The 14,292-nt window shown below is 73.2% G+C and carries 11 protein-coding genes; 9 read left to right on the forward strand and 2 right to left on the reverse strand.

Annotation, left to right across the window (positions count from 1 at the left end; translation table 11 throughout):
* Positions 1–51: 51 nt before the first annotated feature.
* Positions 52–1,251 carry a bifunctional adenosylcobinamide kinase/adenosylcobinamide-phosphate guanylyltransferase gene (locus ACZ4UV_RS02100; protein ID WP_390037973.1) on the forward strand — a complete coding sequence of 400 codons (1,200 nt, stop codon included), beginning with the start codon at positions 52–54 and terminating at the stop codon, positions 1,249–1,251.
* A 246-nt stretch (positions 1,252–1,497) separates the two neighbouring features.
* Here ACZ4UV_RS02100 and ACZ4UV_RS02105 read toward each other — a convergent pair whose 3' ends face one another.
* Positions 1,498–2,475 (reverse strand): class I SAM-dependent methyltransferase, encoded by a 978-nt coding sequence (locus tag ACZ4UV_RS02105; RefSeq protein WP_467835353.1) that lies wholly within the window; start codon positions 2,473–2,475, stop codon positions 1,498–1,500.
* A gap of 150 nt (positions 2,476–2,625) precedes the next feature.
* On the opposite strand from ACZ4UV_RS02105, the gene cobT reads away from it, so the two are divergent.
* From cobT to ACZ4UV_RS02120, 3 genes are all read left to right on the forward strand, one after another.
* Positions 2,626–3,696, forward strand: coding sequence for a nicotinate-nucleotide--dimethylbenzimidazole phosphoribosyltransferase (gene cobT, locus ACZ4UV_RS02110; RefSeq protein ID WP_467835355.1), 1,071 nt, complete (start codon positions 2,626–2,628; stop codon positions 3,694–3,696).
* A gap of 133 nt (positions 3,697–3,829) precedes the next feature.
* Entirely contained in the window at positions 3,830–5,626 is a 1,797-nt protein-coding gene (locus ACZ4UV_RS02115; protein ID WP_467835357.1) for a phosphatidylglycerol lysyltransferase domain-containing protein, read from the forward strand.
* Between the two features lie 10 nt (positions 5,627–5,636).
* The gene (locus tag ACZ4UV_RS02120) at positions 5,637–6,386 is read left to right on the forward strand and encodes a hypothetical protein (protein WP_467835360.1); all 750 of its coding nucleotides are present in this window, start codon (positions 5,637–5,639) and stop codon (positions 6,384–6,386) included.
* Here ACZ4UV_RS02120 and ACZ4UV_RS02125 read toward each other — a convergent pair.
* Positions 6,299–7,090: a hypothetical protein gene (locus ACZ4UV_RS02125; RefSeq protein ID WP_451021864.1), complete on the reverse strand. Its 792-nt coding sequence runs from the start codon at positions 7,088–7,090 to the stop codon at positions 6,299–6,301. The genes ACZ4UV_RS02120 and ACZ4UV_RS02125 overlap by 88 nt on opposite strands.
* 82 nt (positions 7,091–7,172) lie before the next feature.
* On the opposite strand from ACZ4UV_RS02125, the gene ACZ4UV_RS02130 reads away from it, so the two are divergent.
* From ACZ4UV_RS02130 to ACZ4UV_RS02150, 5 genes are all read left to right on the forward strand, one after another.
* A complete protein-coding gene (locus tag ACZ4UV_RS02130; RefSeq protein WP_467835363.1) occupies positions 7,173–7,967 on the forward strand; it encodes an adenosylcobinamide-GDP ribazoletransferase in 795 nt (264 codons plus the stop codon).
* Between the two features lie 314 nt (positions 7,968–8,281).
* Positions 8,282–9,820 carry a leucyl aminopeptidase gene (locus ACZ4UV_RS02135; protein WP_451021862.1) on the forward strand — a complete coding sequence of 513 codons (1,539 nt, stop codon included), beginning with the start codon at positions 8,282–8,284 and terminating at the stop codon, positions 9,818–9,820.
* 335 nt (positions 9,821–10,155) lie between these two features.
* Complete coding sequence (gene lpdA, locus ACZ4UV_RS02140) at positions 10,156–11,544, forward strand: dihydrolipoyl dehydrogenase (protein WP_350790338.1); 1,389 nt, start codon at positions 10,156–10,158, stop codon at positions 11,542–11,544.
* A gap of 60 nt (positions 11,545–11,604) precedes the next feature.
* Positions 11,605–13,425, forward strand: a complete 1,821-nt coding sequence (gene sucB / locus ACZ4UV_RS02145) for a 2-oxoglutarate dehydrogenase, E2 component, dihydrolipoamide succinyltransferase (protein ID WP_467835367.1) — start codon at positions 11,605–11,607, stop codon at positions 13,423–13,425.
* Between the two features lie 172 nt (positions 13,426–13,597).
* Positions 13,598–14,221 carry a GntR family transcriptional regulator gene (locus ACZ4UV_RS02150; RefSeq protein WP_351954555.1) on the forward strand — a complete coding sequence of 208 codons (624 nt, stop codon included), beginning with the start codon at positions 13,598–13,600 and terminating at the stop codon, positions 14,219–14,221.
* The last annotated feature ends 71 nt before the right edge of the window (positions 14,222–14,292 follow it).

Raw genomic sequence — 14,292 nt, forward strand, 5'->3', positions numbered from 1 at the left:
CTACTGGACGCCGCTGAAGCGAGAACCGTTGGGACGGGTGAAAATCAGGGCGTGGAAGTGACTTTGCTCGGTACCGGTGCTCCTGCGGGGCTGCCTCGGCCCGGCTGTCCCTGCGCGGCTTGTGCGTGTGCCGTCGGGGAGGATGCGCGGGCCGCCACCGCGGTGCTCGTCGACGGGACGCTGCTGCTCGATCTGACGCCGGGGGCGGCGTTCGCGGCGGCCCGGGCCGGGCTGTCCCTCGGCGGGGTACGGCAGGTGCTGCTGTCGCATCCGCACGACGGGCCCGCCGTCGAGGTGCCGGCCGGGCTGCCGCAGCCGGGCCGGGTGCCGGACGGGCGGGAACTGGCCCTGCTGACGGGGCATCGGGTGCGGGCGGTGGCGATGGACGCGGGCGGCACCGGGTACGCGGTGACCGGCCCCGACGGGCAGCGGCTGCTGTACCTGCCGCCGGGCGGGTCCCAGGCCGGGCTGGAGAACGGGAGCGCGGACTCGTACCACCTGGTGCTCCTCGACGTCGTCGGCCGGCCGGACGCGCTGGCGCGGCTGCGGGCTGTCGGCTCGGTCGGGCCGACCACGGATGTCGTCGCCGTCCATCTCGGCCACGACGTGCCGCCCGGCCCGGAGTTGCGCCGGCGGCTGGCGGCGGCCGGGGCGCGGGCGGTGCCGGACGGGACGACGTTGACGGTGGGGGTGTACGAGGACGTGCCGGACGTACCGCGCCGGACGCTGGTGCTGGGCGGGGCCCGGTCGGGGAAGTCCGTGGAGGCCGAACGGCGGCTGGAGTCCTTCCCCGACGTGCTGTACGTCGCCACGGGCGGTACCCGGGGCGGGGACACCGAGTGGGCGGCCCGGGTGGCCGCGCATCGGGAGCGGCGGCCGGGCTCCTGGCGTACGACGGAGACGTGCGACCTCGTGCCGTTGCTGGCACAGGACGGACCGGCGTTGCTGATCGACTGTCTGTCGCTGTGGCTGACGGACGCGATGGACTCCGTCGAGGCGTGGGACGACACGGAGTGGGCGTCGGGCGGGGAGAAGGCCCTGCGGGAGCGGGTGCGGGAGCTGACGGAAGCGGTGCGGGCGAGTCGGCGCACGGTGGTCGCCGTCTCCAACGAGGTGGGGTCGGGCATCGTGCCCGCCACGGCGTCGGGGCGGCGGTACCGGGATGAACTGGGGCGGCTGAACGCGGCGTTCGCAAGCGAGTGCGAGCAGGTGGTGCTGGTGGTGGCGGGGCAGGTGGTGGTGCTGAGGTAGTGGGGGGCGGGGGCCGGTGGGTGAGGACGCTCACCGGCGCCGGCAGGGTGCCTCCCCCAGCCTTCGGCCGGGGGGGACCCCCAGCGCCCTCCCGTGCCGCCCTGGGGGCACCTCCCAGGCCCTTGAGGCACTGGGGGAGGCACGACTGCCCGCGGCCCTATGAGACACGGCTGGACAGCGCGCCCCATAGGGGCGCGAGGAACTGCGCGACAAGCCCCCACCGGCCCGCAGTTGCTCGACCGGCCGTCAGCGCCCCTTTCTCGCGACGATCCGGTACGCGTTCGAGAACGGCGTCCGGCGCAGCAACGGCGCGAGAGCATGGTCCAGCGCGGCCACCACGGCGACCAGCGGCGCGGCCACCCGCAGCCACCGCTTCGGCAGGAGCCGTCCCAGGACCAGGCCGAGCGCCGCCGAGATGTCGTACGGCACGTGGGGCGACTTCCGGTCGGTTCCGAGGATCTCGCAGCCCTGGGACTCCAGCTCCGCCCGGAGGTTGTCCAGCGGCATCAGGTGCAGGTGCCGGGGCTGGCCGTAGGGGATCCACCACTTGCCGAGGAGCCTGGCGAACGCGCTGCGCGGGTTCGGGACGTCGATGAGGACGTGCCCGCCGGGTCGCAGCGCCGTGAGGGCGGCGCGGAGTTCGGCGCGCGGGTCGGGGGTGTGCTGCAGGTGGTGGAACATGCTGACGACGTCGTAGCGGGCGCGCAGGCGGGCCAGCACCTCCGGCGTGGCCAGGTAGCCGCAGTGGGCCTCCTCGATGTGCCCCTCGGTCTGGGCGCGCCCCACGCGGAGGGTCGGGTCGAGGCCGTCGAACGAGGTGTAGGCGAAGAGTTCCTTCGCCGCGCGCGGGAAGTGGGCGTGGCCCGTGCCGACGTCCAGCCAGCTCTCCGGCTCCGGCAGCGCGAGCATCACGCGGGCGGCGGCGCGGTGCCGGCGGCGGCCGGCGCGGGTGGTGTGGAGGCGGTCGGTGTAGTCCTCCAGGCGGCCGTCGTAGAAGTCCCGGTGGTAGCGGGCGAGGCCCGCCGGGGACAGCCGGGGGTTCTGGAAGGCGTGGGCGCAGTCCCGGCACTGGTCGACGGTGAACGTGCCGGGCCGGTGGTGGAGGAGGTCGGGCGTGCGCAGGCGAGTGCGCAGGCGCCTGGAGCCGCACCAGGGGCAGTCCTCGCGGCGCGGCTCGTGGAACCGGTCGGGGCCCGGGGCGAGTTCGGGCGTGCGCGGCGGCATGGGCGGCTCCCTGTGCTCCCAGTACTCCCTGAACGCAATCCACTGCAAACCGGAACGTATGGGATACCGATCTTGCCTGCCAAGGCGCCGTGCGGGTGTGCCGGCGATCTGGCATCCAACCGTTGGTTCGGTGCCGGTACTGTTCGGCGAATGAGCTCGCTTAATCTCGACGACTTCACCGATCTGATCGAGCGCCCCGACGGCGGTGTGCGCCGTGACGCCGAGGCGCGCCGGGAGCGGCTGACCGTGCCGCCCGGGTCGCTGGGCCGCCTCGACGACCTGGGCGAGTGGCTGGCCGCCGCGCAGGGTTCGGTACCGGTACGGCCGGTGGAACGGCCTCGGGTCCTGCTCTTCGCCGGTGACCACGGCGTCGCCGAACTCGGCGTCTCCGCCCGGCCCGCGGGCAGCGCGGAGCTGCTGGTGCGGGCGGTCCTGGAAGGGGCCAGTCCGGTGGCGGTCCTGGCCCGGCAGCTCGGGGTGCCGGTGCGGATCGTGGACATGGCGCTGGACTGCGACCCGGAGGCGCTGCCCGAGGAGGTCGTGCGGCACCGGGTGCGGCGCGGCAGCGGCCGTATCGACATCGAGGACGCGCTGACCCTGGAGGAGGCCGAGGAGGCCTTCCGGGCGGGCGTCGCGCTGGCCGACGCGGAGGCGGACTCGGGGACCGATCTGGTGGTCCTCGGCGACGTCAGCGTCGGCGGCACCACGGCGGCCTCCGTCCTGGTTGCGGCGCTGTGCGGGACGGACGCGTCCGTGGTGACCGGGCGCGGCGGGCTCCCCATCGACGACCTCGCGTGGATGCGGAAGTGCGCGGCGATCCGGGACGCGCTGCGGCGGGCGCGGCCGGTGCTCGGGGACCAGTTGCAGTTGCTCGCGACGGTCGGCGGGGCCGACCTCGCGGCGATGACCGGGTTCCTGCTGCAGTCGGCGGTGCGGAAGCTGCCGGTGGTGCTGGACGGGGTGGTGGTGGCCGCGTGTGCGCTGGTCGCGCAGCGGATCGCGTTCCGGGCGCCGGACTGGTGGCTGGCCGGTCACAACAGCGGGGAGCCGGGGCAGGCGAAGGCGCTGGACCGGATGGCCCTGGAGCCGCTGCTGGAACAGGGCGTGCGGGTCGGCGAGGGCGCGGGCGCCCTGCTGGCCCTGCCACTGGTCCAGGCCGCGGCGGCCCTGGCGGCGGAGCTGCCGGAGAAGCCCGAAGCCGAGGAGAAGCCGGAGGAGTAGCGGGCCGACGGGTTACGGCCGGAACGGCAGCGCCCCTTGAGGGGCGCCGGGACCCGCGGCGCACGCGCGCGTCCGACGGAAAAGGGTGCGTGCGGCGGGGTTTGGCGCGAGGACGCCCATATGATCGCTCTCCATGGGAGATGTCCGAATTGCCGTCGAGCGGTGTGATGGACGTGGGCCGGGGCGGCGGGGTGCCGGGGTTTCCCAGCGGGCCGCCGCCTTTGCCGTGTGGTATTTGCGGGCCGTCGCCTTCGTCAATTTCCTCAGCGCGGTGTGGGTTTCGCTGGGGCAGGACGTGCGGCGGCACAACCAGGAGAACTTCTTCACGCCGTACCTGCTGACGGCCGGCTTCGCCTCCGGTGTGTTCACCGCGTTCCTCGCGATCACGATGCGGCGCCGCAAGCGGGCCGCGTGGATCCTCAACCTGGTGCTGAGCGGGCTCTTCCTCGCGCTGTTCGCGTTCGCCATGGCGTTCCCGGAGATCAGGCGGTACGCGCAGAACTGGATCTCGATCGTGCTGACCGCCGCCTTCGTCGTGGCCCTGCTCGTCGGGCGGCGGGAGTTCTACGCGAAGGGCGACCGGTCGAACCCGCGCCTCGCCGCCACCGTCGCCGTCGGCGGCGGTCTCGTCGCCTCACTGCTCGCCGCCCTCCTCGTGACCGTCACCGACCAGGCGCCGCACGCCACGCGTTCGACGTTTGCGGAGCGCTGGCACTACGGCACCCTGCGCCTGGTGTCGGTCGCCGCCGACCCCTCCCGGTTCCCGTACATCGCGCCGCCCAACTGGGTGAACGTCGTCATCAACGTGCTCAGCACGCTCCTCGTGCTCGCCGTCTTCTACGCCGCCTTCCGCTCCCGCCGCGCGGTCGACCCGATCACCGAGGACGACGAGAAACAGCTGCGGGCCCTGCTGGAGCGGCACGGCGAGCGGGACTCGCTCGGGTACTTCGCGTTGCGGCGGGAGAAGAGTGTCGTGTGGTCGCCCACCGGGAAGGCGGCGGTCGCGTACCGGGTGGTGGGCGGGGTGTCGCTCGCCTCCGGGGATCCGATCGGGGATCCGGAGGCATGGCCGGGGGCCATCGTGCCGTGGCTCGGCGAGGCGCGGGCGCACGGGTGGATCCCGGCGGTGATGGGGGCGGGCGAAGAGGCCGGGACCGTGTACGCGCGGCACGGTCTCGACGCGCTGGAGCTCGGCGACGAGGCGATCGTCGAGGTCGCCGAGTTCACGCTGGAGGGGCGGGCGATGCGGACCGTCCGGCAGGCGTACAACCGGGTCGGGCGGGCGGGGTACAAGGTGCGGATCCGCCGTCATGAGGACATCCCGGCGGACGAGATGTCGTACCTGATCCGGCGCGCGGACGACTGGCGGGACGGGGCCACCGAGCGCGGCTTCAGCATGGCGCTGGGGCGGCTCGGGGACGGCCGTGACGGGCGGTGCGTGATGCTGGAGTGCACGGACGGGGAGGGGGAGCTGCGGGCCCTGCTCTCCTTCGTGCCGTGGGGGCCGGGCGGGCTGTCCCTCGATCTCATGCGGCGGGACCGGGACTCCGACAACGGGCTGATGGAGTTCATGGTCATCGAACTGCTCCGGCGTGCCGGGGAGATCGGGATCACGCAGGTCTCGCTCAACTTCGCAATGTTCCGCTCGGTCTTCGAACGTGGTGCGCGGCTCGGCGCCGGGCCGGTGCTGCGGCTGTGGAGGTCCTTGCTGAGCTTCTTCTCCCGGTGGTGGCAGATCGAGTCCCTGTACCGGGCCAACGCCAAGTACCGGCCCATCTGGGAACCCCGGTTCCTGCTCTTCGAGAAGAGCGCGGACCTTCCGCGCATCGGCCTGGCGTCGGCGCGCGCGGAGGGGTTTCTGGAGGCGCCGGGGCTGCCGAAGTGGCTGCACCGGCGGCACCTGGACGCGCAGAGAGAAGCGCAGGGATGAGGACCACCGCATGACGCCGCTCGCCCGCTGGGCCCGCGCCGAGTGGGGGCTGTTGTACGCCACCGTGCGCGGCCCGCTGGCGAAGCGCCGGCTGCGGGCGGTGCCGATGACGGTCGGGGCGGTGAGCCTGACCGCGATGCTGCAGTTCACGCAGAACCAGCCGTGGGGCTACCGCCTCGTGCAGGACGTCGGAGCGGTGCGTGCCGCGGACCCGCTCCGGGCGGCCCTGCTGCGCACTCCCCTGTCGCTGTTCGTGCCGGCGCTGGACCTGCCGGTGTGGGGCTCGCTGCTCCAGATCCTGGTGGTCTTCGGCATCGCCGAGGTGTGCCTGGGCTGGTCGCGGACGTTGGTCATCGCGTACGTGGCGACCCTCGCCGGCACGCTGTACGCGCGGATGGGCATCGCACTGGGGCCGCACGGCCCGCCGGGGCTGCCGGCCTCGGACGCCCGGGTGGTGGACACCGGGCCCTCGGCCGCCGTCGTCGGGCTCGCGGTCTACCTGGGCTGGCGGTACGGCGCCTACGTCACCACCTGCGCGGTGGCGGCCGCGATAGCGGTCGAGGTGGCGCTGAAGGACAACCTGGCCGGAAAGGAGCACCTGGCGGCCATCGCGAGCGTGGCGGTGCTGTGCGCGGCCGCGCCGGCGGGGCGGCGGCTGTGGCGCCGGTGGCGTCACCGGTGGCCGGGGTCGGGTCCGGGGCCGTGGCCGGGCAGCCGCAGCGGTTCGGGGCGGTCGGGCCTGCCGCCGATCCAGTCCTGAAGGGTCAGGGTGAGCCGGGACCAGCGGCGGTCGTGGTGGTAGGTGCGCAGCCGGGCCCTGGCCCGGGCGCGCGGCCGGTTGCCGTAGAAGCGGCGGGCCCAGGCCGAGCCGGGGCGGGCGAGGCGGACCGCGCCGACGATCGCGACCAGCGGCACGATCACCCCGAAGATCGCGGTCCGCGCCTTGCCCTTGCTCAGGGCGACGAGGGAGAAGACGAAGTTGGCCACGACGTTCGCGATGACGGTCCCCCGGTCCTGGAGTTCGTCCGGCGAGAGGTCGTTGACGCCGAACGGCGAGAAACCGGCGAGCAGCAGCCCCACCAGCGCGGCCGTGATGACGACGACCTCGACGCTCTTGCGCCCCTCCTCGGTCCAGTAGACGTCGCCGAGGTGCAGGATCAGCGCGAACTCGTCGAGGACGAGCCCCGCGCCGATCCCGAAGACGATCGCGGCGAGTGCCGCGCCGAGGCCGTTGCGGGAACTGGCGACCGCGCCGAAGCCGCCGACGACGGCGAGGACGACGCCGGGGACCACGTGGTGGATGTGCAGCCCGCCCGCCTTCACGTTGCCGAACGGGCCCTTTCCGGCGCGGATCAGCCGGGTGACGACCCGTGTGATCACGAAGGTCAGGACGAAGGCGGTCAGGGCGAGCAGCAGCGGGAGTTTGCCCGGCTCGATGATGTTCCGCTGCAGCCAATGTCCCATGTGCGCACTTTATCCCCGGCGGCGCACCTCACCCGAAGTCCGGCCGGGCCGCGGCCTCCTGACCACCAGGTAACCTGCGCCGGTGGCTGTGACCTCTGCGACTCCCTGGCTCGACGGCGTCCGCTTCGCCTTCGGCACGCTCACCGTGTTCCCCGTGAAGGTCACCCGCTGGGACCGCGAGGCGGCCCGCGGCGGCATGCTGTCCGCTCCGCTGGCCGGCCTCGCGGTCGGCGCCTGCGCGGGGGCGGTCGGCGCGCTGCTGCTGGCGGCCGGGGCGAGCGCGCTGGTGGCCGCGGTCGCCGCGGTCGCCGTACCGGCCGTGCTCACCCGCGGCCTGCACCTGGACGGCCTCGCCGACACCGCCGACGGCCTGGGCAGCGGCAAGCCCGCCGAGGACGCCCTGCGGATCATGAAGCAGTCGGACATCGGGCCGTTCGGGGTCGTCACCCTCGTCTTCGTCCTGCTCGGGCAGGTGGCCGCGCTGGCCCAGGCGTACGGCGGCGGGTGGCAGCGGGGTGCCCTGGCGGCGGTCGTCGCGGCGACGGTGGCCCGGCTGGCGCTGACGCTGGCCGCGGTGGAGGGGGTGCCTGCCGCCCGTCCCGAGGGGCTGGGGGCGACGGTGGCCGGGGTGGTGCCCAAGGTGGCGGCGACCGTGGTCACGTTCGCGGTGATGCTGCTGGCGGCCGGTGCCGGGGCGTTGGTGGGGGCGGGCGACAGCCTGCGGGCGCTGCTCGCGGTGGTGGCGGCCGAGGCCGCGACGGACGGGCTGCTGCGGCACTGCCGACGGCGGTTCGGCGGGGTGACCGGGGACGTGTTCGGGGCGCTCGCGGAGACGGCGGCGACTGCGGCGCTCGTCGTGTTCTCGTTCGGGGGCTGACGGGTCGGGTGGCACCTGCGGGTCGGTGGGGGCCGGCCGCGCCCACGCACCGAAGCTGCGCATCGACACGGCCCCCGAGGTGCGCTCTGCCTCCCGGTGTGATGGAAAGTGGCTACGCCGCCACCCCCAGGTGAACGCCCGCAGGAATGAGCGAACGCATACACACGCGTAGGCTCGTCCCGGGTGTTCGCCGACGGGGTGAAGGCCCCGGTCGCAACGCGACCCGAGGGCAGTCCTCAGGGTCGATTCCCGGGCCCGGTCGACCCACCCGCTCGGCCACTGCAACTCAACATCGGAAGCGAGATTTCACCACCGTGACTGCTCTCACTCTCAGCACCTCGGCGGCGCCCGGCCTCCGGGCCGACGCGATCGTGATCGGTGTCGCCAAGGGCGCCAAGGGCCCCGTCGTCGCCCCGGGCGCCGAAGCCGTGGACGCGGCCTACGACGGCAAGCTGGCCGCGGTCCTGGAGACCCTCGGTGCCTCGGGTGCCGAGGGCGAACTGACGAAGCTGCCCTCCCCGGCAGGCTTCAAGGCCCCGCTGGTCATCGCGGTGGGCCTGGGCACCGAGCCCGGCCCGGACGCGGACTACGAGGCCGAGGCGCTGCGCCGGGCGGCCGGTGTCGCCGCCCGCGCGCTGGCCGGGGCCAAGAAGGCGGCCTTCGCGCTGCCCGTCGAGGACGCGGCCGCCGTGGGCGCGATCGGCGAGGGCGTGCTGCTCGGCGCCTACTCCTTCGACACGTACAAGGACAACGGTGCCGGCACCGGCAAGAGCCTGAAGGCGAAGAACGGCCGGACGCCGCTCGCCGAGGGCGTGCTGCTCGGCGGCAAGCCCCGGGACGCCGTCCACAAGGCGGCCCTGGCCCGCGCCACGGCCGTCTCCGAGGAACTGAACCGGGCCCGTGACCTGGTCAACACCCCGCCGAACGACCTGACGCCGGCCGCGTTCGCCGCGATCGCGCAGGGCGCGGCCAAGGAGCACGGCCTCAAGATCCAGGTGCTGGACGACAAGGCGCTCGCCAAGGACGGGTACGGCGGCATCCTCGGCGTCGGCGGCGGCTCGGCCGCGACCCCGCGGCTGGTGAAGCTGTCGTACACGCACGCCGACGCGGACAAGCACCTCGCGTTCGTCGGCAAGGGCATCACCTACGACTCGGGCGGCATCTCGCTCAAGCCGGCCGGCCACAACGAGACGATGAAGTGCGACATGAGCGGCGCGGCCGCGGTGTTCGCGTCGGTCGTGGTGGCGGCGCGGCTCGGCCTGCCGGTCAACGTGACCGGGTGGCTGGCGCTGGCCGAGAACATGCCGTCCGGCTCCGCGGTGCGCCCGGGTGACGTGCTGCGGATGTACAGCGGCAAGACCGTCGAGGTGCTCAACACGGACGCGGAGGGCCGGCTGGTGCTCGCCGACGCGCTGTGGGCGGCGTCCGCGGAGCAGCCGGACGCGATCGTGGACGTGGCGACGCTGACCGGCGCGATGATGCTGGCGCTGGGCAGCCGGACGTTCGGGATCATGTCCAACGACGACGCGTTCCGCTCCGCGGTGCACGAGGCCGCGGAGGAGGTGGGCGAGCCGGCGTGGCCGATGCCGCTGCCGGAGCACCTGCGCAAGGGGATGGACTCCTCGACCGCGGACATCGCGAACATGGGCGAGCGGATGGGCGGCGGGCTGGTCGCGGGGCTCTTCCTGCGCGAGTTCGTGGGTGACGGGATCACCTGGGCGCACCTGGACATCGCGGGACCGGCCTTCAACGAGGGGGGCGCCTTCGGCTACACGCCCAAGGGGGGCACGGGGTCCGCGGTGCGGACGCTGGTGCGGCTGGCGGAGCTGACGGCCGAGGGCGACCTGGGCTGACGTCGGTTTTCTTGGACGGGACCTCGCATGCGGGTAGGGCGGGGTCCCGTCGCCCATGAGCTCGGGCGGTGCTGCTGTCCGGCGGCTGCGGGTGGTTCGTGGTTGATCGCGCAGTTCCCCGCGGCCCTTCGGGGGCGCTGACCCTCGCGGCGTTATCAAGTGAGCGTGTGGTGTCTCACACCCCAGCCCCGCGTCTCGTTCACCTCCGACAAGTGCGAAGATGGGGCTCGGCAGGACAGGGCCCCACCCACAGGGCCGAAGAAGAGCGGCCGGACACCAGCCGCCGACCGGTCACTGTTGACCGGCGTACGGCGCACATGCATGGAGGACGTGACGTGGCGAACGACGCCAGCACCGTTTTCGACCTAGTGATCCTCGGCGGTGGTAGTGGCGGTTACGCCGCGGCCCTGCGCGGGGCGCAGCTGGGCCTGGACGTCGCCCTGATCGAGAAGGACAAGGTCGGCGGTACCTGCCTGCACCGGGGTTGCATCCCCACCAAGGCCCTGCTGCACGCGGGCGAGATCGCCGACCAGGCCCGCGAGAGCGAGCAGTTCGGCGTCAAGGCCACCTTCGAGGGCATCGACGTCCCGGCCGTGCACAAGTACAAGGACGGCGTCATCGCCGGTCTGTACAAGGGCCTGCAGGGTCTGATCGCCTCGCGCAAGGTGACGTACATCGAGGGCACGGGGCGGCTGTCCTCCCCCACCTCCGTGGACGTGAACGGCCAGCGCATCCAGGGCCGCCACGTGCTCCTCGCGACCGGCTCCGTGCCGAAGTCGCTGCCGGGCCTGGAGATCGACGGCAACCGCATCATCTCCTCCGACCACGCCCTCGTCCTGGACCGCGTGCCGAAGTCCGCGATCATCCTGGGCGGCGGTGTCATCGGCGTCGAGTTCGCCTCCGCCTGGAAGTCCTTCGGGGCCGACGTCACCGTCATCGAGGGCCTCAAGCACCTCGTCCCGGTCGAGGACGAGAACTCCTCCAAGCTTCTTGAGCGCGCCTTCCGCAAGCGCGGCATCAAGTTCAACCTGGGCACCTTCTTCTCGAAGGCCGAGTACACCGCCGACGGCGTCAAGGTCACCCTCGCCGACGGCAAGGAGTTCGAGGCCGAGGTGCTGCTGGTCGCGGTGGGCCGCGGGCCCGTCTCCGCCGGTCTCGGCTACGAGGAGCAGGGCGTCGCGATGGACCGCGGCTACGTCCTGGTCGACGAGTACATGCGGACGAACGTCCCGACCATCTCGGCCGTCGGTGACCTGGTCCCGACGCTCCAGCTCGCGCACGTCGGCTTCGCCGAGGGCATCCTGGTGGCGGAGCGCCTGGCCGGTCTGAAGACGGTCCCGATCGACTACGACGGTGTCCCGCGGGTGACGTACTGCCACCCGGAGGTCGCCTCCGTCGGTATCACCGAGGCCAAGGCCAAGGAGATCTACGGTGCGGACAAGGTCGTCGCTCTGAAGTACAACCTGGCGGGCAACGGCAAGAGCAAGATCCTCAACACCGCGGGCGAGATCAAGCTCGTCCAGGTGAAGGACGGTGCCGTGGTCGGCGTCCACATGGTCGGCGACCGCATGGGCGAGCAGGTCGGCGAGGCCCAGCTGATCTACAACTGGGAGGCGCTGCCCGCCGAGGTCGCCCAGCTCATCCACGCCCACCCGACGCAGAACGAGGCGATGGGCGAGGCCCACCTGGCCCTGGCCGGCAAGCCCCTGCACTCGCACGACTGACCCTCGGTCGACACAAGCGACGACTCAGACTTCCGCAATTCGTAAGGAGCAACCGAAACCATGGCGGTTTCCGTAACCCTTCCGGCGCTCGGCGAGAGCGTCACCGAGGGCACTGTCACCCGCTGGCTGAAGGCCGAGGGCGAGCGTGTCGAGGCCGACGAGCCGCTGCTCGAAGTCTCGACCGACAAGGTCGACACCGAGATCCCGGCCCCTGCCTCCGGTGTGCTGGCCTCGATCAAGGTCGCCGAGGACGAGACGGTCGAGGTGGGCGCCGAGCTGGCGATCATCGACGACGGCACGGGCGCTCCCGCTGCCGCTCCAGCCCCGGCCGCCGAGCCCGCCGCTGCCCCGGCTCCGGCCGCCCCGGCCCCCGCGCCGGTCGCCGAGGCCCCCGCCGCCCCCGCCCCGGCCCCCGCTGCCGCCGCCCCCGCCGCTCCGGCCGGTGGCGCGTCCGGCACGGACGTGGTCCTGCCCGCGCTCGGTGAGTCCGTCACCGAGGGCACCGTCACCCGCTGGCTGAAGTCGGTCGGCGACTCCGTCGAGGCCGACGAGCCGCTGCTCGAGGTCTCGACCGACAAGGTCGACACCGAGATCCCGGCGCCCACCTCCGGTGTGCTGCTGGAGATCACGGTCGGCGAGGACGAGACTGCCGAGGTCGGCGCGAAGCTCGCCGTCATCGGCGCCCCGGGTGCCGCTCCGGCGGCCGCCCCCGCCCCGGCCGCCCCGGCTCCGGCGCCCGCCGCCGCTGCCCCGGCCCCGGCAGCCCCGGCCCCGGCAGCCCCGGCAGCCCCGGCCCCGGCTCCGGCAGCCCCGGCCCCCGCGCCCGCCCCGGCCGCTCCGGCTCCGGTCGCCGCCGCTCCGGCGCCGGCCGCCCCGGCTCCGGCCCCCGCGCCGGTGGCCGCCCCCGTCACCCCGGCTCCGGCCCCGGCCGCTCCGGTCGACGAGGGTGCCTACGTCACCCCGCTGGTCCGTAAGCTCGCCGCCGAGAACGGTGTCGACCTGGGCGCCGTCAAGGGCACCGGCGTCGGTGGCCGGATCCGCAAGCAGGACGTGCTCGCCGCCGCCGAGGCCGCGAAGGCCGCCGCCGCTGCTCCGGCTCCCGCCGCTGCCGCTCCGGCCGCCGCCGCTGCCAAGAAGGCCCCGGCGCTGGAGGTCTCCCCGCTCCGCGGCCAGACCGTCAAGATGACCCGCATCCGCAAGGTCATCGGCGACAACATGGTCAAGGCGCTGCACGAGCAGGCCCAGCTCTCCTCGGTCGTCGAGGTCGACGTGACCCGCCTGATGCGCCTGCGCACCCAGGCCAAGGACTCGTTCGCGGCCCGCGAGGGCGTCAAGCTCTCCCCGATGCCGTTCTTCGTCAAGGCCGCCGCCCAGGCGCTGAAGGCCCACCCGGTCATCAACTCCCGGATCAACGAGGCCGACGGCACCATCACCTACTTCGACACCGAGAACATCGGTATCGCGGTGGACTCCGAGAAGGGCCTGATGACCCCGGTCATCAAGGGCGCCGGCGACCTCAACATCGCCGGTATCGCCAAGGCCACGGCGGACCTGGCCGGCAAGGTCCGCGCCAACAAGATCACCCCGGACGAGCTGTCCGGCGCGACCTTCACCATCTCCAACACCGGCTCGCGCGGCGCGCTGTTCGACACGATCATCGTGCCGCCGAACCAGGTCGCGATCCTCGGCATCGGTGCCACGGTCAAGCGTCCGGCCGTCATCGAGACGGAGGAGGGCACGGTCATCGGCGTCCGCGACATGACGTACCTGACGCTGTCCTACGACCACCGCCTGGTGGACGGCGCCGACGCGGCCCGCTACCTGACGGCCGTCAAGGCGATCCTGGAGGCGGGCGAGTTCGAGGTCGAGCTCGGTCTCTGATCCCCAGCGGTTTCCGCGGTGCCCCGTCCGGAGTTCTTCCGGGCGGGGCACCGTCGTCTCACCGGGCAGCGTGTAAGTCTCGTCTCACCTGCGTGAAAGCGCCCCCGTGCGCCTCTCCCGAAAGGCGGTCCGGCCTTATTGTCTAAACGTCAAACGCCCTTAAGGAGCTCCCATGACCGCGCCCGTCGTCCACTCGCTGCGCGAACAGATCCGCGAGCACATCGTGGAGGGGATCGTCAGCGGGCGCTGGAAGCCGGGCGAGCGGATCGTGGAGCGACGGATCGCGACGGAGCTGGAGGTCAGCCAGACGCCGGTGCGAGAGGCGCTGCGCGAGCTGGAGTCGCTCCGTCTCATCGAGTCGGCGCCGAACAAGGGCGTGCGGGTGCGGAACCTGACGGCGGCCGACCTGGAGGAGAGCTACCCGGTACGGGCCGGCCTGGAGGCGATCGCGGCGGAGCTGGCGGCGGAGCGGCTGGCCGAGGACTGCTCGGCCCTCGAACCCCACGTGGCGGCCCTCTACGACGCCGACCGGAACGCCGACGGCACGGCCCAGGTCCGGCACACGGTCGGTTTCCACCGCGAGCTGGTCCGGGCGGCCGGCAACTCGGTCCTCCTGCACACCTGGGAGGGCCTGGGCATCGAGGTCTTCACGGCCCTGTCGATCCGCTGGCTGGGCACGGTCCAGCAGTCGTACGCCGAGGAACACGAGGAACTCGTGGCCGCCTTCCAGCGCCGCGACCCCCGCATCGCAGACATCGTGAAGTCCCACGTCCTGGGCTGCGCCCCGAGACCATGAGCCACCGGGACCGCGGCAAGCTCGGCACCGCCGAAAACCGCCGTCCCGGCTGATCGCCGTCGTCAGGGGCG

The organism is Streptomyces sp. NPDC028289, from assembly GCF_055565975.1.

Coding starts and splice junctions, on each gene's coding strand:
- cobT (WP_467835355.1), top strand. CDS start 2,626: ATGAGCTCGCTTAATCTCGACGACTTCACCGATCTGATCGAGCGCCCC.
- ACZ4UV_RS02125 (WP_451021864.1), bottom strand. CDS start 7,090: ATGGGACATTGGCTGCAGCGGAACATCATCGAGCCGGGCAAACTCCCG.
- ACZ4UV_RS02105 (WP_467835353.1), bottom strand. CDS start 2,475: ATGCCGCCGCGCACGCCCGAACTCGCCCCGGGCCCCGACCGGTTCCAC.
- sucB (WP_467835367.1), top strand. CDS start 11,605: ATGGCGGTTTCCGTAACCCTTCCGGCGCTCGGCGAGAGCGTCACCGAG.
- ACZ4UV_RS02150 (WP_351954555.1), top strand. CDS start 13,598: ATGACCGCGCCCGTCGTCCACTCGCTGCGCGAACAGATCCGCGAGCAC.
- ACZ4UV_RS02120 (WP_467835360.1), top strand. CDS start 5,637: ATGACGCCGCTCGCCCGCTGGGCCCGCGCCGAGTGGGGGCTGTTGTAC.
- ACZ4UV_RS02115 (WP_467835357.1), top strand. CDS start 3,830: ATGGGAGATGTCCGAATTGCCGTCGAGCGGTGTGATGGACGTGGGCCG.